Source organism: candidate division KSB1 bacterium, assembly GCA_024655945.1.
Classification (GTDB): Bacteria; Zhuqueibacterota; Zhuqueibacteria; order JANLFK01; family Oleimicrobiaceae; genus Oleimicrobium.
In genome coordinates, this window is the sequence record JANLFK010000001.1 from 561,848 (window position 1) to 582,856 (window position 21,009).

A 21,009-nucleotide genomic window follows, 5' to 3' on the forward strand; every position below is an offset into this window, starting at 1 on the left:
TCTGCCTGGTCAGAGCACCGGTTGCTCATCTCCTGGCGTGCATCCTTTGCCGCACGGCGTCCAGGAACGCGGCGAAGAGCGCGCGCTGCCGCTCGTCGTCCCGCATCCGCTCTGGGTGCCATTGCACCGCTATCGTGAAAAAGTCCTTGGGCACTTCAATGGCTTCCGCCACGCCGTCGGGCGCGGTCGCCACCACGCGCACTCCCTCGGCCACTCGCCTGATGGCCTGATGGTGGAAGGAGTTGACCTCCGCCTCTACGCACCCAAGAATCTGGGCAATCCGGGAATCGGCATTTATGCGCACACGGTGCCTGGCGCCATGCGGGTTTCCCGCAGCTTGGTGCTGCAGGGCACCAGGAATCATGCTCGGAATGTCCTGGTACAGGCTGCCGCCCAAGGCCACGTTGATGGCCTCGCACCCACGACAGATGCCAAAAATGGGCATGCCTGCGCGGCGCGCCTCCGCAATCAGCGCCTGCTCGAACACCGTCCGCTGTCGGTCGGTCTTCCAGCGCAGGTCAAGCAGCCTTTCGCCATAAGCCTCTGGGTCAATGTCGTCTCCTCCGGTAAGCAGCAGCCCGTCGATTCGGGCCACGTAAGTCGCCACCAGCAGCGGGTCAGACGTGGAAGGCAGCACCATCGGTGCGGCTCCCGCATCGCTCAGCGGCCGCACGTAGTCGCAATTCACAAAGTACAGGTCATACCCGCGCGAGAAAGCCCGCTCATCATCCACTGGGCTGTAGTCGCAGGTAAGGCCGATGATTGGCGCCATCTGTTTTTCCTGGCGCTGGTGCACGCTTCCCTCCACTTTTTCCTCGCCCTCTTGGCCCGTCATCGGCCCTTTTCACCTCCTCGCTTGCCTGCGCAGCATCGGATAGAAGAGAAGCCTCGGCAAGAGAAAGAGCACCGTCACTGCCAACAGGAGATTGATCCCTGTCGAGCTCGTTACCGGCACCCTTTGCCACCAGAATGCCGCTGCCAGCAGGGCAAGTCCCAACAGGAGCCACCCCGTCAGGAGCGTGGCCATCCGCTGCTTTGCCCACTGCGCGAGCACGCGCGGCACGTTGAAGAAGAGGTCAAAGACAATGTGCTCCAGCAATGCTCCCTTCTCGCCAAAGACTGGGACGATACGCACCGTATTGGTCGCCCAGCGGCTGGCCATGAATCGCGCCAGAGCTGGATAGGTGGTGACCATCTGGAATGGGAATGCCAAGTACCCAAGGTACTTCACGAACGAGACCGGAGCCGCGACCATGTAGCTCCGGAAATCTCGCTCCTTCACCATCAGGTACACGACGTAGGCCCCTCGGCAGAGAGAACCCGGAGAGACCGGCACCACTTGGAAAAAACCCACCGCGAGGGTGAAGCGAGCCAAGGCATTCGCCCAAGAGGCACCTGCAAGAAGCGCCGACACCGCCAGGACACTCCCGACGATAACTGAGACTACCTGCGTAACCGGCAACGTTGCCATGTGCACGCCCAGGCACTTGAGATATTTGACGATGAACGGGTCGCGCACGTGTGCCAGGATAGTCTGCCGCTCGCCCTCGTCCAACATACCCTCTTGGCACCCTTCCTCCACAATGTCGGTGAACCACTTTTCCCGGAAGGCTGCGTCGCGGAAAAAGGAGCGCAGAAAAGACATGGCGTTGCGGACTCGGGCCACCACGTAACTCGGCTCCGCCACCTGGCGGTGCAGGCGGGGAGGGAGCCACCCCAACGTGATTCTCTGCAGCCAGAACAGCCACGGGCGAGCCAGGAGCGTGCGAGTGCGTTGCTCGCCGGTGCGACCCTTGCGGTGCCACTCCACAAGCCTTGCTGCCACCCCACTCCTGACGGCCCGCCGCAGGTACTCTCTGTCCTGCAGCATTTGCCGCACGTGGGCGCGGTAGGAGCTGTTGCCCCACAGGCGGCGCAGCAGGCGACCAAGAAGAGGGACTGCCCCCAAAACGTAGAACCGAGCAAAGCGCCAAGCAGAGCTGCGGAGACGTTCCGCAAACTCCGCATCGACCAGCTCCTTGACGAGATAGCCCTCCACCAGCCCAGCACGAACCTCCTTGCGGAGCGCGCCGTCCAGAAGAAGCCGCAGGCCATGGTGGGCAAGGTCGGGCATCGAGCGCCGGTACTGCCGGTCATAGTGCTCAAAGGCGTCCACGAGCGGCAGCAGCTCGCCGTTGCGCTTGTCAAGCGTCGCCGCATAGGCGCGGAGCTGCCGGTAGTCGCAGCGGTCGAACTGCACCAAAGAGCCGCGTGCCAGCCCCTCCATGATGAGGGTCACATCGCGCGGGTTCATTGGCAGGAACGGCAGCACCGCCAGCCCGGCACGAAAATCCACGGCACACAGTCCTGCCGCCGGGTGGTTGTTGGCATCCAGCCGCTTCAACACGTTGGGCTGGCCCTTCATCGTCCACCATTCGTACTGGCGCGCCAGCTCATGGCCGCCCAGGCGATGCAGCAACTGCACGAACTTGGCCATGAACTGCCTCTTCGCCACATACTCGGGGCTGCCGGTTTCCTTTGGGCACAGCTTCTTCCACTTGCGGCGCAACTGGAGTTTGGTGTCCGGCTCCAGACGCCAGACACGGCCTTCTATCCACTCCAGCACCTCGCCGTACGCGCGCAAGCCCGGCTCAAAGAACGATGCATACACATCGACAACGCGGGTCTCCTCACCAAACTCATGTGAGGCGGCCTGGCGCACGATTTTCTGCCAGAGCAGGCCCGCGCGGCACGCAGCGGCGTTCACCTGCGCACTAAACGGCGCCTGAAAGCCCAGCCAATAGACAAGGTCGCGGAAAAGTCGAGAGAACCGGGTGGGAGGCACCAAGACCTTCAGGGCGTAAACGCGCCCGGGCGCGAGGCCAGTCGCGCTGCACTCGGCCCCGTCGACCTCCTCCAACACCGCCTTGTACACCTGCCCGGCAAATCCCCCACCCACGAACTTGACAATCCGAAAGCGTGCGCGACAATTCTGCTCAGGCCAGACGGTGGTCAGCTCCAGGCTCAGCACTTCGTCGGCGTCGTAACGGAGTGGACGATAGCTCACCGCGAGGTCTGCCTGCTGGGCTATCTGCACAAGCTCCTTGCAAAGCTCACGAGAGTAGTCGGAATTACGCATTGCTCAAGCCTTTTCCAATGGGCAGAGGGACACTGCCTACGTCGCTTCGCTGCCTCTGCATCCAGCATTCTCCGAACAGAGGGGCCTCCCGCACGAGCGCATGGCTATAGGCCTTCCTGAGGAGCGCGACGGCGGAAGCAGAGCCCCGAAGACCGTGCCCCGCGACTCTTCTCAGGGGATACAAAATCGGTGAACCCCTTTGCTGCAACTCAAGCTCAAGGCTTTCCTGGCCCGGATGGGTCTTAGAAGAAGATGCGAATCTCACGTTTCTCCGGTGGGCCTGCCGTCACCCCTTCGGCGATGCTGTATCGGAGAGTGACCTCCCTACTTCCCTGACCAAGAAGAGCAGCCAGCTTCGTCACAACCTCGCGCACTTCTCTTGCTTTCGGCGCGGCCTCAACGGTACATTCCATCTCCACGCGCGGGCGGGCCTGCTCAGAAGGGGGAAGCATTACACTCGCCAGCCGGTAGTTGTCGGCCTGCAGTCGCTCCACCACCTTCTGCGCCAACAGGTCACTCTGCCCCTTGCTGGTGAACACAATCACTTTGTAGGCCGCGTTCTCTTGCATCAACTGCCTTCTGGCGGTTTCCTCCAGCAGTGAGCTCCCTTGGGTGCTAGCGTCATTTCCCGCAAGGGCCTGCGCTGAACCACTGCGGGATTCCGGGACCGTGGGAAGCACGCCAACCGCACTGCTCATGGCGGCGATCCTTGCTTCCATTTGCCGCAGGGCTTCTTCTGACTTGCGGATCTGGGCGTCCAGTTCGCCCACCAACTCCTTGTAGAACGCGGCCTGGCTCTGTAGCTCCTGCACCGCTTGCTCCGCCTTGGCGGCCCGGCTCATGGCGGCACGGAACTCGCGGGTCAGCATCGCCCGCACCGTGAAATGGATGAGCACCAGCGCCAGCACCACCCCCCCCGCCATGGCGATCCAGAAGCGTCGGCGCATCCATGGGACAAGCTCGCCTCGGAGCTCCAACAGTAGCTGCGTGCGCTGCCGACGGAAATCGCCACCTGGAGCTGGCTGAGCATCATCGCCGCTCGCTGGCCGGGGCTCCGCCTCCGCTGGAGAGGCACCGGCTGCTTCACCGTGCTCCACTTCTGCGGGACGTCCCTTCCTTCCGCGCAGCAAGCCGTTCCTGAGGACAAAGATGCGCTCATCCGCCGTGGTCAGGAACTTGGAAGAACAGAGCGAGCACGAGTAGTACCTGCTGTGGCGCAGCAGGCGCATCCACCATTTGCGCGAGATGCGCCTTGCAGTGCGATTCTGGCAAACGGGACAAACTCTGTCGTTCGATCTGTGCGCTTCGTCCATGAGTTCCTCAAACTTCCTACCAAGCCATGCCTCTCCGACCGCCAGCACATCCGATACCGGCAACCAGGGGACCACGTTCAAGCGGTGGAAAATTTACACAATTAAACCAATTAAGCAAGCAAAAAAAGCCCACGGCCAAGTGTGGACAAAAAAAGGGGCCGCCAGTGGCTGACGGCCCTCAAGTAGCCCAAAATGCGGCAGCGATCAGAAGGAAATAGCGTAGCCCGCCATGAGCTGCAGGTCGGGCGCCCCGTCGTCCAGGCCGATCCCCAAGGCACCGCGCAGGCGGCCGTTGCCCAGCTTGTAGTCGGCGCCCGCACTCAGGAGCATGTAGTCTCCCTCTGTGTGCATCACCAACTCGCCCACAAGGTGGAGCAGGTCACTGAGCGGGTAGATGGCCCCTGCGCCAAGGTTGAGATAGCTCTCGTGGGAGGTCTTCTCTTCGACTCGACCGGTCTGCATGTCCACATCATAGGTGGTGGTCTCATAGAAGATGAGACCCAGGGTGCCGGTGATGACCATGCCGTTTTGCAAGGCATAGCGCAGCGCACCAAAACCGCCGAAGTTCAGGTTGCCAGCGCCGATGTCTTCTGAGCCAATGGGCAGCGTCACCATGGCGCCCACAGAGCCGTTCAGCTGTTTGCTGTTGGCAAGGTTGTAACGGCCGTAGAGCTCCAGGTCGGAAATGCCCGACTGCCCCTCGCCATGTTCCGGCGACCAGCTCACATAGGAGAGCGCCCCTTGCACCTCGATCTTGTCGTTGATGGGGAACCCTCCCTGCGGGCCGATACCGAAGGTACTGACTCCCTCGTAGTCGGAGTAGACCAATCCCGCTTGAGCATAGGGTGCCTTGGCGATTGGTGAGTCAAAGAAATGCGACTGGAAGAGCCGCACTGACTGAGAGTTGGTCTGCGCAAGCAGCGGCAGAGCCGCCGCGAGTACGACCAATCCTGCAAGGACAACAGCTCTGTTCCGCATAGTACCTCCATCTGTTCTGTTCAAAGCCTCACTTCCATAGCACAAAACAGTGTACCACTTTGCCGCGACATTTGCAAGCTGTTTCTGGGTGCGCTCGGCCGGTCTGAGCTATGTGCCGCCAGCACGCGATGGTTCAAGCCTGCTTGAGCGAGGCAATTTCCTTGCGCAGTTCGGCAATCTCACTGCGCAGCGCTTGCACCTGTTGGTTGAGTTGCTCGATGTCCTTCTGGAACTTTGGCTTGAGCCTCTCGGTGGCTTTACCCACTTCCTCGTCGATCCACCCCCGCACCTGGCGGGAGTAGGCTTCGACCTTGTCGGCGGCTTCCTTGACGAATTTTGCCCGGTCCGCCTCGGCGACCTCGCCCCGCTTGACCAGATCGTCCACCAGCTCCTCCACCTTCTCCTTGGTCAAGCTGACAGCGCCGATTCCCGCCAGCACCAGCTTCTTCAATGTTGCCTCCATACCTCTTGCCTCCTTTCTTGTTCCGGGGCAGTGCCCGGCCAGCATTCATCAACGGAGTGGTACGATGGTGCCATTCTTGAACTGGAGCAGCACGGCGTCGTTGCACACGCGCGTGCCGTCGCGGAATGAGATGGTGCCCTTCAGCCCCTGGAAATCGCTGACCCCCTGGAGCACCCGCACGAACGCATCGCGGGATGTGCCACCGTCGCCCATGACCTTGAGAATCAGCCGCATGGTGTCGTAGCCAAAGACGTCCATTTCGGTCGGGCTGGCCCCCGTTGCCACGCGAAATGCATCGCGGAAGTCAGCGTACTCGAGGCTGCGTTCGTCGATGTGGTACGGGGCAACAAAGAGGGCACCCTCCACGTGGTCGCGATTGGCCCGCAGCTGTTCCAAGTCGTCCCAGTAGCTGCCGCCCAGGACCTGCGCCTGGATGTTGCGCAGGGCAAACTGCGGCACCACCAGGGGAATGTGGTCGTTGTAGATCGGGAAGAACACCGCGTCGATTCCGGCAGCTGCCATCTCTGTGGACTCTAACATCGACTTGCCTTCGGTGGAGTAGGCACGCGAGGCGCTCACCTCCTGCTGCCACGCCGCCTCGAACTCCGCGCCGGTGGGATTGCGGCCCTGCTTGGCAAGTTGCGCCTGCAGTGCAGACCTGAGCCCCTGTTCCCTAATGCTTGCCAACTGGCGCCCGACGTCCGTGGCGCCTTCGTAGTACCACTTCTGGGCCACGACCACGCCACCGAGGGCGTCCACGGTTTGCACGAAGGCATCGGTGAGCATCATGCCGTAGCGATCGCGCGGCGCTAAGGTGGCAAAGGTGCGCAGGCCGAGTTCTTGCACCGCGTAGCGCGCGAGCTGGCTGCCCTGCCGGTCCAAGTCGGCATTGAGTTGGAAAATCCCCTCACCCACCAGCGTGAGGCCGTTTTCGCTGCTCACGGGGATCAAGAGGGGCACACGCCTGGTGGCCAGAGCGGTGGCTATCGCCGCGCTTACGCTGCCTTCTAACTCTCCCACCACGCACAACACAGCCGGATCCATCGCCAGCTGCTGGGCGGCAAGCACTGCCTTGACCACGTCGCTTTCGGAGTCACGCACCACCAACTCCACGGCCGGCCTTGCCTGTTCGTTGACTTCTCTCAGCGCGCAGCGCATGCCGCGCAGCACGGCTCTACCCTGCTCGCCAAAGTAGCCGCTCAAAGGGAGAATGACCCCGATCTTGGCGCGGCCCGCCGTTTCCGATTGCGCCGCCTCCAGAAGTGCACGCACTCGGCTGGATTGCTGGCTCTTCGGGTATAGCTCCACCAAGCGCTTCAGGCGCCTGAGAGCATCCTCCTGCTGGCCGCTCTGCAACTCCCGCTCGGCCAGCTTGATGGTGAGCAGCGCCCGCGAACGCTCCCGGACATAGTCCAGCTCCAACCTCTTTAGCTCATCGAGCGACAGGTGGGCGCTCGCCAAGGCATCCAATTGCCTGGCCGCAATCGAACGCAGTCTTTCATCCTGGCTGCCGTCCAGGACCAGCATGTACTCCCTGGCCGCCTCGAAGGCGTTGCCCAGAGAGAACCAGTTCCAGGCCATGACTGCGTGGGCATCGTCGACGTAGTTGCTCCAGGGATAGCGGTCCACAAGTTCCTGGGCGTGCTGGTTGGCCTCGCGATAGGCACCGAGCTTCTGCAGGCTCTTGGCATACATGAGGTAGGCGGCGGTGATCCGCTGGCTCGCCGGCACTCCCGCCACCAGCGCGGCAAAGCGGAGGCGCGCCTGCTCGTACTGCCCGTCGCGGTAGAGGATGAGCCCCTCACTGAAGGACCTTTCGGCCTCCTCTGAGTATTGGACTTGTTGCCAAAGCGGCAACGCTGGCGAGTCCGACCCACCCACCAGGCCGCGGGCAGCAGCAGCGGTGAGCACCACGCTCAGCAGCAAGCGCCAGGCACCGATTCTTCGGTCGCGCATCGCGTTCATCAGGCTTCTCAGCTTATTCAACTGTCACACTCTTTGCCAAGTTCCGCGGCTGGTCCACATCGCAGCCGCGCAGTACCGCCATGTGGTAGGCAAGCAACTGCAAGGGGATGATGGTAACGATCGGCGAAAGGAACTCCAGCGTATCCGGCACGTAGATGACGTGGTCCACAAGCGAGGCAATCTCGGTGTCACCCTCGCTGGCAATGGCAATCACCCTGCCTCGCCGTGCCTTCACCTCCTGGATGTTGCTCACGATTTTGTCATACGTCGAGTCCTTGAGGGCCAGAAAGACCACCGGCATGTCCTCGTCGATGAGAGCGATGGGCCCATGCTTCATCTCCGCAGCTGGATAGCCCTCGGCGTGGATGTAGGAGATCTCCTTCAACTTCAGGGCACCTTCGAGCGCCACAGGAAAGTTGTAGCCCCGCCCCAAATAGAGGAAATTCCTGCAATCTCGGTACTGCCGGGCGATCTCCCGAATGAAGTCGCTGTTGTCCAGTACGCGAGCGACTTTGTTGGGCAGGGCCTTCAGCTCGGCCACGATCTCCCTTCCTCTGGTGTTCGAAATGCTCTTCATCCTGCCCAGCAGGAGGGTCATGAGCGCCAGCACGGTTACCTGAGAGGTAAAGGCCTTCGTCGAAGCCACGCCGATTTCCGGCCCTACGTGCAGGTACACGCCGGCGTCGGTCTCGCGGGCGATGCTGGAGCCGACCACGTTGCAAATGCCATAGACCTTGGCGCGTTTGCGCTTGGCCTCGCGCACCGCAGCCAAGGTATCGGCCGTCTCGCCCGATTGACTGATGACGATGACCACCGTATCGCGGTCGATAATGGGGTCGCGGTAGCGGAACTCGGAGGCGTATTCGACTTCCACAGGCGTGCGCACCAGGTCTTCGAACATGTACTCGCCGATGAGCGCAGCGTGCCACGATGTGCCACAGGCAGTGATGAGGATGCGCCGCGCATAGAGCAGAGAGTCGATATCGTGCTCGATACCCCCGAGGCGGGCGGTTCCCTCCTCCTCCAGGATGCGGCCGCGCATGGTGTCCATGATGGTCTGCGGCTGCTCCATAATCTCCTTGAGCATGAAATGGGGGTAGCCACCCTTTTCTACGCGCTCCAGATCGATGTTCACCTCTTCCACTTTGCAATCGACCACCACATCGGACAGTGTCCGGACAACCATGCCGTCTGGGCGCAGCTCCACCACATCCCCATCGTTCAGATAGGTGACATTGCGCGTGTAGGGGACCACCGGAGTGAGGTCCGAAGCCACGAAGAACTCATCGTTGCCGACGCCCACGACCAGCGGGCTCCCCTGCCGTGCGGCCACCACCGTGTGGGGCGCGGTGGCCGAAACCACCGCCAGCCCGTAGGTGCCATTGATCACCTTCAGGGCGGCGCGCACCGCCTCCTCGAGGGTGCAATTGTCGGTGAAGAAAGCCTCGATGAGGTGGGCTATGACCTCGGTGTCGGTGTCACTGCAGAAGGTATGCCCGGCTTTCTGCAGTTCCGCTTTGAGAAGGGCATAGTTTTCGACAATCCCGTTGTGGACCACGGCAATGCGCCGATGGCAATCGGTGTGGGGATGTGCGTTGGTCTCGTTGGGTATCCCATGAGTCGCCCATCTGGTGTGCCCAATACCTACGGTGCCCACTGGATGCTTCTCACCGATGCGGTATTCCAACTCGCTCACTTTCCCCGCGTGCTTGGCGAACCAGAGGCTCCCCTGCTCCACCACCGCCAGACCGGCCGAGTCGTAGCCCCGGTATTCGAGGCGCTTCAGGCCGTCCAACAGAATGGGTACGGCCTGGCGCCTGCCCACGTAGCCTACTATACCGCACATATCGCCCCCGTCACTGGTTCTCTGCCTTCCTGAGCAGTTTGTTTCCTACTCCCACTCGATCGTGCTGGGAGGTTTGGAGCTGACGTCGTACACCACGCGGTTCACCCCCCTCACGCTATTGATGATGCGATTTGACACGGCAGCGACAAGCTCGTGGGGCAGCCGCGCCCAGTCGGCAGTCATCCCATCCTGGCTGGTGACTGCGCGCAGGGCAACTACCGCTTCGTAGGTGCGCTCATCGCCCATCACTCCCACCGAACGCACCGGAAGCAGCACGGCAAACGCCTGCCACACCTGGTCGTACCAGCCGCTCTCCCGCAGGGCGTCGATGAAGATTTTGTCTGCCTGTTGCAAGAGAGCGACCCGCTCGGGAGTCACCTCGCCGGGGATGCGCACGGCCAGTCCTGGGCCAGGAAAAGGATGTCGGCCCAACAGCCTCTCCGGCAATCCCAATTGGCGCCCCACCTGCCGGACTTCGTCTTTGAACAGCTCGCGCAAGGGCTCTACCAGACGCAGCCCCATCCTTTCTGGAAGACCGCCCACATTGTGGTGCGTCTTGATTTTGGCCGATGGCCCGCGCGTCGAAGTGCTCTCGATGACGTCCGGATAGAGCGTCCCTTGCACAAGGAACTCCACCCCTTCTACCCGGCGCGCCTCTTCCTCGAATACGCTGATGAACTCGGCACCAATGATGCGTCGCTTCTCCTCGGGATCGGTCACCCCCCGCAGCTTGCCCAGAAAACGCCGGGAGGCGTCGACGAAGCGAAACTCGAAGGGAAAGCCCTCGGAAAAAGTCGCCCGCACCTCGTCAGCCTCTCCTTGCCGCAGCAGTCCGGTGTCCACGAACACGCAAGTCAGTTGCTTGCCAATGGCGCGCGCGGTGAGCACTGCTGCCACCGATGAGTCCACACCGCCACTCAGGGCACAGATGGCGCGCCGGTCGCCCACCTGCTCGCGAATGCTGGCGACCGTCTGTTCGATGAAAGAGCCCGCCGACCAGCCTCCCGCGCATCCGCACACCCGATGCAGAAAATTCCACAAAATCTCCTTGCCCTTTGGGGTGTGCACCACTTCCGGGTGGAACTGCAGACCGTAGATCCTCCGCTTCGGGTCGCCGACGGCCGCGACCGGCGCATCTGAGGTATGCGCCAGCACCTGAAAACCGGGTGGCAGCCTAACCACCTGGTCGCCATGACTCATCCATACGCGCTGGCGCTCCTCCAGGCCTGCGAAGAGCTCATCCTCGTGGTCCACCACCAGCTCAGCATGACCATATTCTCGCGTGGCAGCACGGGCGACCTCGCCGCCCAACAGGTGGGCAGTAACCTGCAGGCCGTAGCAAATCCCCAGGATGGGGATACCCAGGGAAAAGATGCCTGGGTCTGGGTGGGGGGCACCAGGCGCAAAGACCGACGCTGGCCCGCCGGACAAGACCAGCCCCTGGGGCGCCATTCTTTGCACTTCCTCTGCCGGCACGTCGTAGCGCACAATGCGCGAATAGACCCCCACCTCCCTGATGCGCCGCGCGATGAGCTGCGTGTACTGCGAGCCAAAATCTAACACTAAGACGAACTCCTCACCGGCCATCTTTCCCCCCGCTCCAGGCAATCTCCCAGCGCTTGAGCTCTTCGATGATGGCATAGTTGGTGAGGTCATAGTGGATGGGTGTGATGGATATTTTGTTCTGCTGAATCGCCCCGTCGTCAATTGACTCGTCGTTCTCCGGATCTACCTTGGTGCCGGTGAGCCAGTAGTAGGCCCGCCCGCGTGGGTCGCGGCGCATCTGGTACTGCTCGCGATACACCGCCTGCCCCTGGCTGGTAATGGCCACGCCTCTGATCTGTTTCGCAGGGACCGCGGGCACGTTCACGTTCAGATAGACCCCCTTGGGAAGTCCCCGCCTGAGCACCACCCGGGCCAGGTAGCGAGCAAACTGCGCTGCCGGTCCATAGTCGGGATTCTCGTACGTGGTGAGCGAAATGGCAAACGAGGGCACACCAAGGATCGCTCCCTCTGTGGCTGCCGAAACGGTGCCCGAGTAGATGGCGTTGATGCCAGTGTTTGAGCCGAGATTGATCCCTGATACGACCAGCGACGGCTTTGCCTGGTCTTTGAGGAGCGCCCAGAAGGCAATCTTCACGCAATCGGCCGGCGTGCCTGCCACCGCATAGCCGAACGGCTTCCCGTTCTTCTCATAGGGCCACACGCGCAGGGGTGCCGAGATGGTAATGGCGTGCCCTACGGCGCTCCGCTCGCCATCCGGCGCAACAACGATGACCTCGCCCACCTTGCGCAGTTCTTCATACAGGGCTTGTAGGCCTGCAGAGGCTATGCCGTCATCGTTGGTCAAAAGAATGCGCACCCTCTTACCCTTGTGCTCTCTGCTCATGGTCCCCCCGATCAGGCATGAGTGGGCGCGTAGCCGAAGAATTCGAGGATCGTGGTGAGCTTCTTCTTCATCTCGCGGCGGTCAAAGATGGCGTCCACGAAGCCGTGCTGCTGCAAGAACTCGGAGCGTTGGAATCCCTCCGGCAGGTCCTGCCCGATCGTCTGCTTAATCACGCGCGGGCCAGCAAAACCGATCAGGGCGCCAGGCTCAGCCAAATTGAGATCGCCCAGCATGGCATAGCTCGCCGTCACTCCTCCAGTCGTCGGGTTGGTGAGGATGGAGATGCAGGGAACGCGCGCTTCGTCCAACAAGGCGAGGCGGGCTGCGGTCTTGGCCATCTGCATCAGGGATAAGGCGGCCTCCTGCATCCGCGCTCCTCCTGAGGAGGAGACAATGATGAGCGGCCAACGTTCCTTGAGGGCCACATCGGCGGCCCGCGCCACCTTTTCGCCCACCACGGAGCCCATGCTGCCGCCGATGAAGGAAAAGTCCATGGCGCAGAGCACGACCTTGATGCCCGAAATGCTGCCGGTGAAGGTGCGGATGGCCTCAGGCAGGCCGGAACTCTTCATCGCCTCCTTGATGCGGTCTCGGTAGCGCTTGCTGTCCTTGAAGCCCAGGGGGTCAACCGACAGCAGGTTGTCGTTGAACGCCTCCACCGAACCTTCGTCCAGCAGGATGCGCACGTAGTCACGGCTGCCGATGCGGAAATGGTAGCCGCACTTCATGCACACGTGCGCGTTGTTCGCCAGCTCCTTGCGGTACAAGATCTCTCCGCATTGCTCGCACTTGACCCACAGGCCATCTGGTAGATCCCTCTTGGCCTGCGGAATCAGCCCCTTCTTCGTACGCTTGAACCAGTCCATTGCCGTCTCGTCACGCTCCGATGCTGAGGCTCATCAACAGTGCGTCTTCGCCACTGTCTTCATAGTAGCCGCGGCGGAGTCCCACCCTCCGGAAACCCATCTGCTCGTACAGACCGATGGCCGGCACATTGGACACCCGCACCTCCAGGTGGGCCACCGAGCAGTGCCGTGCCCGGCCGTAGGCAAGAACCGTGTTGAGCAGCTGCCGGGCGATCCCCAGCCGGCGAAAGCCGGGCGCCACCGCGATGTTGCCAATGTGGATTTCGGGCGGCACCAGCCAGTTCACCGCGTAGCCAACCACCCTCTCGTCAACGGTCGCCACGATGCTGAACACCGTGTCGCGGTCGGCAAGACAGGAGGCAAAGCTGCGCGCCGACCAAGGGCTTGAGAAGCACTCCTTTTCGATTTCCACCACCATCGGCAGATCGGCCAGTTCCATGTGGCGCACCACCAGCATCCTGCCGTCCGAGGTAGTAAACTGCACCGGCAGTTCAGTCAACGCAGGCAAGGGTGCTTGTTGGTCATATGACAGCTTCACGCAAGGGCACCTCAGCTCTGCAGGTCGATAATTCGCTTCGGGGTTGCAGCCACGAACTCCTGCACATACTGCGGTTCCAGGCTCACCACGTCATCGCACGCCCCAGCCACAAGCCTCTGATAACCCAACACGGCAACGCTGGCTGCACTGGGGAAGCTGCGCAGGGACAAGTCCACCGTTGCCCGTTGCCGCACTGCGCGCAAAATAGCCGGGTCAAGATGCCAGCAGCCAGGACCGGCCACCACCGCTCCTGCTGGTACCAGTTCGGGCAAGGCCTCTGCGGCCACCACCTCTACGCTGCCTTGCAGCTCCAAGGCACCATCCTCCTGTCGGAACTGGCCAAGGTAGAACAGCTTCGCCTTTGCGGGTATGATGGCACAGATAACCTCCGCGGCTTCCGTGGCTTGGCGGGCCAGGGCTTGCAACGTGGAAATGCCGACCACCTTAGTTTCTGTCACCAGCGCTAACCCCTTGGCTGCCGCCAGCCCTATGCGCAGCCCCGTAAAGGAGCCGGGCCCAATGGAAACCGCGATGCCGTGCAAGTCGTAGGGGCGGACGGCGCATTGCACAAAGAGCGAGCGCAGCATGCCATGGAGGCGCTCATTGTGCAGGTTAGGCCCCACAATACGCGCCTCGCCGCACAGTTTACCCTCCGCCACGAGGGCCACTCCGCACACGGAGGTTGCCGTTTCCATGCCGAGCACCAACATCGGGCAGCCCTCATCCACCATGCCGGGCAATGGCAATGCGCCGGCGGTTCGGCTCATCAACCCCGCATGTGGCGATGGCCACGTCAATGCGCTCCGGGGGCAGAAGGCGCAGCGCCCGTTCCGCCCACTCGATCAGGCAGACACCTTCGCCGTAAAAGTACTCTTCGAGTCCCAACTCAGCCAACTCTTCCTCGCGCTGGATGCGATAGAAATCAAAGTGATAGACTGGCATACGTCCCCGATATTCGTTGATCAACACGAACGAGGGGCTGGCCACAAAGCGCGCGACCCCCAAGGCCCGGCACACCCCCTGGATAAACCTCGTCTTGCCTGCCCCCAACTCGCCAAACAGGGCCACCACGCTCCCCGGCGCGAGGCTGGCCCCCAGCAGCTCCCCCAAGGACATAGTCTCCTCCTCGCTGTTGCTGAGGCGTTCCAAGGGAAGGCTGAGACGCTGCCGGGAGGGGGGGCGGTCGCTCATCGCTTCGGTCACTCTGCTACTTCGGCTCCAGCCGCACCACCGGCAGGATCATCTCCTCCATCGACGCACCCCCATGCTGCAGGCTGTCCCGGTAGTAGCTCAAGTAGTGGTGATAGTTGGTCGGATACACGAAGTAGAAATCCTCTTTGGCGATTAGGTAGTCGGTGTTCAGGCCCCGCGGCGGAAGGTTGAAGGCGGCCGGATTCCGCACGATGATCGCATTCTTCGGGTCAGCTTTGAGACTCTTGCCAAATTTGTAGCGGAGATTGGTGGAAGTCTCGCGGTCGCCGATAACCTTCGCCCCCCGCGCCACGCGAATGCTCCCATGATCGGAGGTCAGCACCACGGTCGCCCCTGCTGCCGCCAGCTCCTGCAGGGTGCGGAAGAGATGCGAGTGCTCAAACCAGGACTTGGTCAGGGAGCGGTACGCAGGCTCGTCCACCGTGATCTCCTTGAGCACCTCCGAGTCACTCCGGCTATGGGCAAGAATGTCGACAAAGTTCACCACGATAGAGACCAGCGGCAGCCCACCAAGGCTCCGCGCGTTCTTCTCCACGTTGCGCGCCTCTTCCAGGTCGAGCACCTTGATGTACTTGGCTTCCGAGCGCAGTCTCACCCCGAGCCGCGCCAGCTGCTGGTCGAGCAGCTGGCGCTCGTTCCGGTTCTGGCTCTGCTCGTCGTCCTGCCCCTTCTGCCAGAAATCGGGGAAAAGCCTCCCCAGCTCGATGGGGAAAAGACCGCTGAAAATGGCGTTGCGGGAGTAGGGGGTCGCCGTGGGCAAAATGGAATAGTAATAGTCCGTGGTGACGTTGAAGTACGGGTACAACATTGGCTCGAGCGTCAGCCACTGGTCCAGGCGGAGGTTGTCGATCACCATGAACACGGTGTTTCTGCCGACCTTTAGCAGGGGAGCAAGGAAAGTCGACACCACGTCCACCGACAGCGGTGGTCCGTCGCCGTCGCGCATCCATGCAGGGTAATGAGTCTCCACGAAACGACCAAACTCGATGTTGCAGGTGCGCCGCTGGTCGGCCAGCGTCTGCCTGAGGCCGAGGTCGGGGTGCTGGTCCAGCTCCACTTCCCACTGGCTGAGGCGCACGTGCAGGCTTATCCATTCCCGCCAGTCGGGCGACGAGGCGATGGCAGCCGCGATCTGGGCAAACTCGGCAACATAGTCCCGTGACAGGCGCGCACTCTCAATCTTGCGGCCTTCCAGCAGCTTCTTGCAGATGAGGAGAATCTGGCTGGGGTTGACCGGCTTGGTGAGGTAGTCGCTGATCTTCGCGCCAATGGCCTCCTCCATCAGCGACTCCTCCTCACTCTTGGTGACCATTACCACGGGCAGGGATGGTCTGAGCTCCTTCATGCGCGAAAGCGCCGAAAGGCCATCCATGCCGTTCAGCATCTCATCGAGCAGGACAAGGTCAAACTCCTGCCGCCTGATGAGCTCGATGCCGTCCTCGGCGTTGGCTACCGGGGTGACGGCAAACCCTTTGCTCTCCAAGAAGAGAATGTGCGGACGGAGCAGTTCGATCTCGTCGTCCACCCAGAGAATCTTGCCCTTTTTCTCGCCCTGCGTTGCCACCTTCGCCCTCGCGCAAGATAGCCTTCAGTTTGTTGATAAACTTAACGAATCTTCCGGAGTAAATCAATACTTTTTTGGGGACGAAAGAGAGGCTCACTCGTAGCGCAGGGCCTGCACAGGGTCAACGCGCGCGGCGCGCCGCGCAGGGAAGAGCCCAGCCACCACGCTCACCGCCAAGGCAAACGCTACCTCGCCGGCCACCAACCACCAGGGTATGTAGAAGAAGTTAACCTCCGCCGCTGCCTGCTTGAGGAGGAAGTGGTTCGCCACAGCATTGGCCACGATGGTCACCAGCCACCCCAAAACGAGCCCGCCCAAGCCCCCCATGAGCCCGATGGCCGCCGACTCTGCCACAAACAGCAGCTTCACCTCTGCAGAGGTGGCGCCTACCGCCTTCATGATGCCGATTTCCTTGTAGCGTTCCAGGACCGACATGACCATGGTATTGACGATGCCGAGTGCTGCCACCACCAGGGCAACCGTGCCCACCGCGCCAAGCAAGGCATCGAAGACGAGAAACCCCTTCTTCAGCTCTTTCAGCTCATTGAGCACGGTGAAGGTGCCATAGCCCATGGCCTCGAAGGTCTCCACCAATGGCTCGACCATCTCCACACTGGCCGCGCGCACATACACGGCGGGATACCCCCCGCCAGCTTGGAATCCCCCTAAGAGGTCGAACAGGGATCCAATGGCGCCAAGGCGTTCTTTCAATCCTTGCGGCATGACCAAGGTGGCCATGCCCGCAGGCCCAAACTCCTCGTGTTGCCACACACCCACCAATGTAGCCTGTGTAAGCTTCGGCACCAGCACTTCTTCCGCCTTGGGCGGGCCGCTCGAAGAGAAAAGTCGCAGCAGAGCGGAGGGGTCCAGGCCCGCTGCCACGAGTTCCACCGTGCTGCCCACCAGCGAGTCGGGGCGCTGGAAGCCCATGCGGCGCAGCACATGGTCCGCGCACGCGATTTCCGCAGCCGCGTCCGAGGCAAAGAAGCGTCCCCAGGTCATTTCCTTGTACGGAGCATATCGTCCGACCGTGACCGGCATCACCTGTGCCATTGTCTGGCGCTCGCGCCCTCCCACGCGCAACCGTACCGGGACGACCACTTCTGGATAGGCCATCTCCACGCCGGGAAGCGAGGCAACAAGACTCACGACGCTGTCGGTGAGCGCCTTGCTCTCTCCACTTGTCTGGGTTTCCCACAGGCCGTTCATAGCCGCATGGCGCGGCAGCACACGAATGGCGGCAAAAGCGTCCAGCTTCGCGAGCGCTTCGCCGACGTTTTTCTGCATGCCGGTACCAAAAGAGACCATCGAGACCAGAGCACCTATGCCGATGGTCACCCCGCAGGTGGTCAGCGCGGCGCGCAAGGGGTTACGCCTGAGGTTGCCGCACGCAAGCCGCATGATGTCGCGCACGTTCATAGCAGGAGCTCCTCGCCGACAATGCGGCCGTAGGAGAGCCGCACGATGCGCTGCGCAACTCGCCGGGCCATGGGCTCGTCGTGAGTGACCAGGATGACAGTCTTGCCTTCGCTCCTGTGCAGGTCAGCCAAAAGGTTGATGATTTCGGCTGCCGTGGAGCTGTCGAGGTTTCCCGTAGGCTCATCGGCAAGGAGCAGCTCCGGCCCGTTGGCAAGTGCGCGCGCCATGGCGGTACGTTGCAATTCCCCTCCGGAGAGCTCGCCCGGCCGGTGGTGGAGGCGCTCACCCAGCCCCAGCGCGCCGAGCAGCTCTCGTGCCCGCTGCCTGCGTGGGAGCGGTGGCGCACCGGCAAAGATCAGCGGCAGCGCGACGTTTTCCTCTGCGGTGAATGCTGGAATGAGGTTGAACGCCTGAAACACCATTCCCACCACCCGCTTGCGGTGCTCGGCGAGCGCCCGCTCAGGCAGGAGAGCGAGGTCGCGGCCCCCTACGATAATTTGACCGGAAGTGGGCCTGTCCAGACCCGCGATGAGATTGAGCAGTGTCGTCTTGCCGGAACCAGAGCTACCCACCACGGCCACAAACTCGCCCCGTCGCACCTCCATGCTCACGCAGTCCACGGCCTTCACCACCGCCTGTCCCATGCGGTAGAACCGACAAACCCTCTTCAGCACGACGATACTCTCGCTCTCCATGGGTCTCCTTGGGTACATAACCTGTGGGCCGGAGAAGTGCTCTCAGCGCTGCCTGAGGGAGAGGTCAGCTACTTCTCCCGGAAATCGTACACACCATCCCAACCCTCGGCGGGCGGGTTCTGGATGCAGTCCAGGCAGCGCTGAGTGTACAACCGCGAAGGGCCATCGGAGGGGAAGTAGCGCAGCACGCGGCGAAACTCCTTGAGAGCCTGATACCACTGCCGCTGGCGATAGGCATTGAGCCCGCGGGTGTAGGTGTCGATTATCAGGTCCTGCTCGATCCACGGCACGCTGTCCATGCCGCGCAGCTCGTAGATGCGAACCGGTTTCTTCTTCCCCACCACGCGGACAATGTCTAACTCGCGCGCGATCGCCTTGGTCCCCGCCTCCCGGTAAGTTCGCTCGCCGATGATGATGGTGGTCTGGTAGAACTTGTTAGCTCCCTCCAGGCGCGAAGCCAGGTTTACCTCGTCGCCGATCACGGTGTAGTCGAAGAGCTGGGCCGAGCCCAGGTTGCCGACGATCATCTGCCCGGTGTTTATGCCTATGCCCATCTGAAAGTACTCGCAGCGCGCATCAGACCATCGCTTTTGCAGGGTGCGCAGCTCTTTGACCATCTCCACCGCCGTGCGACAGGCCCGTTCGGCGTGGTCGGCAAAGTAGTACGGCGCACCAAAGAGCGCCATGATTTGGTCCCCCACAAACTTGTCCAGGGTGCCGTCGTGCCGGAAGATGACTTCCACCATGAGCGTGAAGTACTGCGACAGGTTGTGGACGATCTCCTCTGGCTGGTGATGCTCCACGTAGCGTGTGAAGCCGCGGATATCGGAGAAGAGCACGGTGAGCTCCTTGCGCTCGCCGCCGAACTTGGGGAGCTCGCCGTCTTCCAGCATCTTGTCCACGACACTGCGGGCCACATAGTGCTGGAAGGTCTGGCGATAGAAGCGCTTGGCCCGCCGCTCGGCAGCCACCAGATGCACGGTGTTGGCGATGTAGCTGGCCCCGATGCTCAGGATCGGAGCCACCAGGGGCATGATGAGCCGCGCGCTCACGAAGAGGTGCAGGCCGAAGCCCACCACTGCCGCCACCAGCAGCACAATCGCCACTAAGCCGAACATCGGCCGCAACAGGCGCGCCACCAGCCCGGCCATGATAGCAAGGCCCAGGAGAAACGCTACCTGTGCCCCAAAAGGCATAGTGGCCAAGTAGTCGCCCCGGAGCATGGTGTCGATGGCGTTGGCGTGCATCTCCACCCCAGGCATTTTCAACCGCCTCCCCCCGAACTCAAAAAACGGGGTCAGCTTGTTGTCGCCAAGCTCCTCTGCCGAAGCGCCGATGAGCACAATCTTGCCGCGGAAAGGACTCTCGCCAAAGTCCAGCGACTGCAGGGCGTCCTTGCCCGCCCGCTTGAAGAGTTCCATGTAGTCCACGTCGGCATCGCCACGCAACTGGAACTCTGCGTCATCTAAGACATCAGCCAATGAGTAGGTGGGGAAGGTGCCTGCCGGTCCGCGGAAGTTGATGAGCATGGTGTTGGCGCCGTGTTTCTTGATCCGCCTGCTGCCGACCACCAGCTCGCGCGCATTTTCCGGGTCTAACTTGCTGGGAGGGACTCCCTCAAGCAAACTCACAACCTGGACTGCCAATGAGTACCAGGTCTTTTTCTGCGCAGAGACGAAAAGTAGATAGCGGCGCAAGAAGCCGTCCGCATCGTGGTCATAGTTGACGATGCCGGTGCGCGCAGCGGCGCTTGCGAGGGTGGCGAAGGGCTTCAGGACGTACGAGGAGATGATGCCCCGCGGGCCTTGGTCGTACACCACCTTGGCGGCAAGCACCACATTGCCAGCCTCACGCACGGCCTGCGCAAATTCCGCGTCCTCCTCAGGTTTGCTACCGGAGGGCTCGGTGAACTCGATATCCAAGACGATGAGACGGGCCCCGGCCTCCTTCAAGTTGCGCACCGCACGCGCGAAGTAGGATCGTGGGTAAGGCCAGGTCCCAGGCACACTGGCAAAAGCCTCGTCGTCGACCGCCACCACGGTAATCTGCGTGTCGGGATAGACCAGCGGCCCGCGCAGGGCAAAGCGGGCGTCGACGGTTCGCAGCTCAAGATTCTGGAAAACGGGGACGACGCTCACCAGCAGGGCAGCACCTGCGGCGAGCAGTGCAAGCAACGAAGTGACGACCCACCTATTCCTGAGCAGCCCCTTCACTCCAGCTCCGTCAGGTCTGTGGGAAGACCTGCTCTGCCATCCCCTGGCACGGTTTCCCCGGGCATGGGCTCATGCGCTTTGCGGCCGTAGACCTTGCGGTAGGCGCGGCAGAATGGACAGAGCCTCTCCTCTACCTTGCACACCAAGGCGAACGCTAGGCCGCGCTGCCTCTTGTGCGCTTGGCGGCACAACGTACCGTGCACGCACACCGCGGCCAACATGCGGTGCAGCCTGCTGTACTCGCCACCAGCCTCATTTGTGCTCCCATGCAAAGTTTGCGAGGACATCGCCCTGTGCCTCCATGCCGAAACGGCAGCCGAGAAACACTCTCGCTGCCGCTCGCATCATCGCCAGGTGGGGGTGTCATGCACGGGCTTCAACCCCATGCTGCCCTGACTTCTCGCCGCCTCACTGCCTGCTCATCCCACTG

Annotated in this window: 18 protein-coding genes; all 18 read right to left on the reverse strand. The window is 62.0% G+C overall.

Annotated elements, in window-relative coordinates; translation table 11 throughout:
- Nucleotides 1–25 precede the first annotated feature (25 nt).
- The 18 genes from NUW13_02325 to NUW13_02410 all read right to left on the reverse strand — a co-directional run bounded on the left by NUW13_02325 (nucleotide 26) and on the right by NUW13_02410 (nucleotide 20,866).
- The gene (locus tag NUW13_02325; GenBank protein MCR4437865.1) at nucleotides 26–835 is read right to left on the reverse strand and encodes a gamma-glutamyl-gamma-aminobutyrate hydrolase family protein; all 810 of its coding nucleotides are present in this window, start codon (nucleotides 833–835) and stop codon (nucleotides 26–28) included.
- A 9-nt stretch (nucleotides 836–844) separates the two neighbouring features.
- Complete coding sequence (locus tag NUW13_02330; protein ID MCR4437866.1) at nucleotides 845–3,118, reverse strand: hypothetical protein; 2,274 nt, start codon at nucleotides 3,116–3,118, stop codon at nucleotides 845–847.
- Nucleotides 3,119–3,360: 242 nt separating this feature from the next.
- On the reverse strand, nucleotides 3,361–4,431 hold the full coding sequence (locus NUW13_02335) for a hypothetical protein (protein ID MCR4437867.1): 1,071 nt from the start codon (nucleotides 4,429–4,431) through the stop codon (nucleotides 3,361–3,363).
- A 204-nt stretch (nucleotides 4,432–4,635) separates the two neighbouring features.
- A complete protein-coding gene (locus tag NUW13_02340; protein ID MCR4437868.1) occupies nucleotides 4,636–5,409 on the reverse strand; it encodes a hypothetical protein in 774 nt (257 codons plus the stop codon).
- A 133-nt stretch (nucleotides 5,410–5,542) separates the two neighbouring features.
- A complete protein-coding gene (locus NUW13_02345) occupies nucleotides 5,543–5,872 on the reverse strand; it encodes a phasin family protein (protein MCR4437869.1) in 330 nt (109 codons plus the stop codon).
- Nucleotides 5,873–5,920: 48 nt separating this feature from the next.
- Complete coding sequence (locus NUW13_02350) at nucleotides 5,921–7,858, reverse strand: penicillin-binding protein activator (GenBank protein ID MCR4437870.1); 1,938 nt, start codon at nucleotides 7,856–7,858, stop codon at nucleotides 5,921–5,923.
- The gene (gene glmS, locus NUW13_02355) at nucleotides 7,851–9,683 is read right to left on the reverse strand and encodes a glutamine--fructose-6-phosphate transaminase (isomerizing) (GenBank protein MCR4437871.1); all 1,833 of its coding nucleotides are present in this window, start codon (nucleotides 9,681–9,683) and stop codon (nucleotides 7,851–7,853) included. Before glmS ends, NUW13_02350 begins: the two co-directional genes overlap by 8 nt.
- A gap of 45 nt (nucleotides 9,684–9,728) precedes the next feature.
- Nucleotides 9,729–11,270 carry a glutamine-hydrolyzing GMP synthase gene (guaA, locus tag NUW13_02360; GenBank protein ID MCR4437872.1) on the reverse strand — a complete coding sequence of 514 codons (1,542 nt, stop codon included), beginning with the start codon at nucleotides 11,268–11,270 and terminating at the stop codon, nucleotides 9,729–9,731.
- Nucleotides 11,260–12,072 carry a 5'/3'-nucleotidase SurE gene (gene surE, locus NUW13_02365; protein MCR4437873.1) on the reverse strand — a complete coding sequence of 271 codons (813 nt, stop codon included), beginning with the start codon at nucleotides 12,070–12,072 and terminating at the stop codon, nucleotides 11,260–11,262. The genes guaA and surE overlap by 11 nt, the downstream gene beginning before the upstream one ends.
- An 11-nt stretch (nucleotides 12,073–12,083) precedes the next feature.
- A complete protein-coding gene (accD, locus tag NUW13_02370; protein ID MCR4437874.1) occupies nucleotides 12,084–12,938 on the reverse strand; it encodes an acetyl-CoA carboxylase, carboxyltransferase subunit beta in 855 nt (284 codons plus the stop codon).
- A 10-nt stretch (nucleotides 12,939–12,948) separates the two neighbouring features.
- On the reverse strand, nucleotides 12,949–13,476 hold the full coding sequence (gene rimI, locus NUW13_02375; protein ID MCR4437875.1) for a ribosomal protein S18-alanine N-acetyltransferase: 528 nt from the start codon (nucleotides 13,474–13,476) through the stop codon (nucleotides 12,949–12,951).
- Between the two features lie 11 nt (nucleotides 13,477–13,487).
- Complete coding sequence (gene tsaB, locus NUW13_02380) at nucleotides 13,488–14,243, reverse strand: tRNA (adenosine(37)-N6)-threonylcarbamoyltransferase complex dimerization subunit type 1 TsaB (GenBank protein ID MCR4437876.1); 756 nt, start codon at nucleotides 14,241–14,243, stop codon at nucleotides 13,488–13,490.
- The gene (gene tsaE, locus NUW13_02385) at nucleotides 14,197–14,667 is read right to left on the reverse strand and encodes a tRNA (adenosine(37)-N6)-threonylcarbamoyltransferase complex ATPase subunit type 1 TsaE (protein MCR4437877.1); all 471 of its coding nucleotides are present in this window, start codon (nucleotides 14,665–14,667) and stop codon (nucleotides 14,197–14,199) included. The genes tsaB and tsaE overlap by 47 nt, the downstream gene beginning before the upstream one ends.
- Before the next feature lie 16 nt (nucleotides 14,668–14,683).
- A complete protein-coding gene (locus tag NUW13_02390; GenBank protein MCR4437878.1) occupies nucleotides 14,684–16,252 on the reverse strand; it encodes a PglZ domain-containing protein in 1,569 nt (522 codons plus the stop codon).
- A 93-nt stretch (nucleotides 16,253–16,345) separates the two neighbouring features.
- Nucleotides 16,346–17,671: an ABC transporter permease gene (locus NUW13_02395; protein MCR4437879.1), complete on the reverse strand. Its 1,326-nt coding sequence runs from the start codon at nucleotides 17,669–17,671 to the stop codon at nucleotides 16,346–16,348.
- A complete protein-coding gene (locus NUW13_02400) occupies nucleotides 17,668–18,366 on the reverse strand; it encodes an ABC transporter ATP-binding protein (protein MCR4437880.1) in 699 nt (232 codons plus the stop codon). The genes NUW13_02395 and NUW13_02400 overlap by 4 nt, the downstream gene beginning before the upstream one ends.
- A 68-nt stretch (nucleotides 18,367–18,434) precedes the next feature.
- Nucleotides 18,435–20,579 (reverse strand): adenylate/guanylate cyclase domain-containing protein, encoded by a 2,145-nt coding sequence (locus NUW13_02405; GenBank protein MCR4437881.1) that lies wholly within the window; start codon nucleotides 20,577–20,579, stop codon nucleotides 18,435–18,437.
- Nucleotides 20,576–20,866 carry a hypothetical protein gene (locus NUW13_02410; GenBank protein ID MCR4437882.1) on the reverse strand — a complete coding sequence of 97 codons (291 nt, stop codon included), beginning with the start codon at nucleotides 20,864–20,866 and terminating at the stop codon, nucleotides 20,576–20,578. The genes NUW13_02405 and NUW13_02410 overlap by 4 nt, the downstream gene beginning before the upstream one ends.
- Between the last annotated feature and the right edge of the window lie 143 nt (nucleotides 20,867–21,009).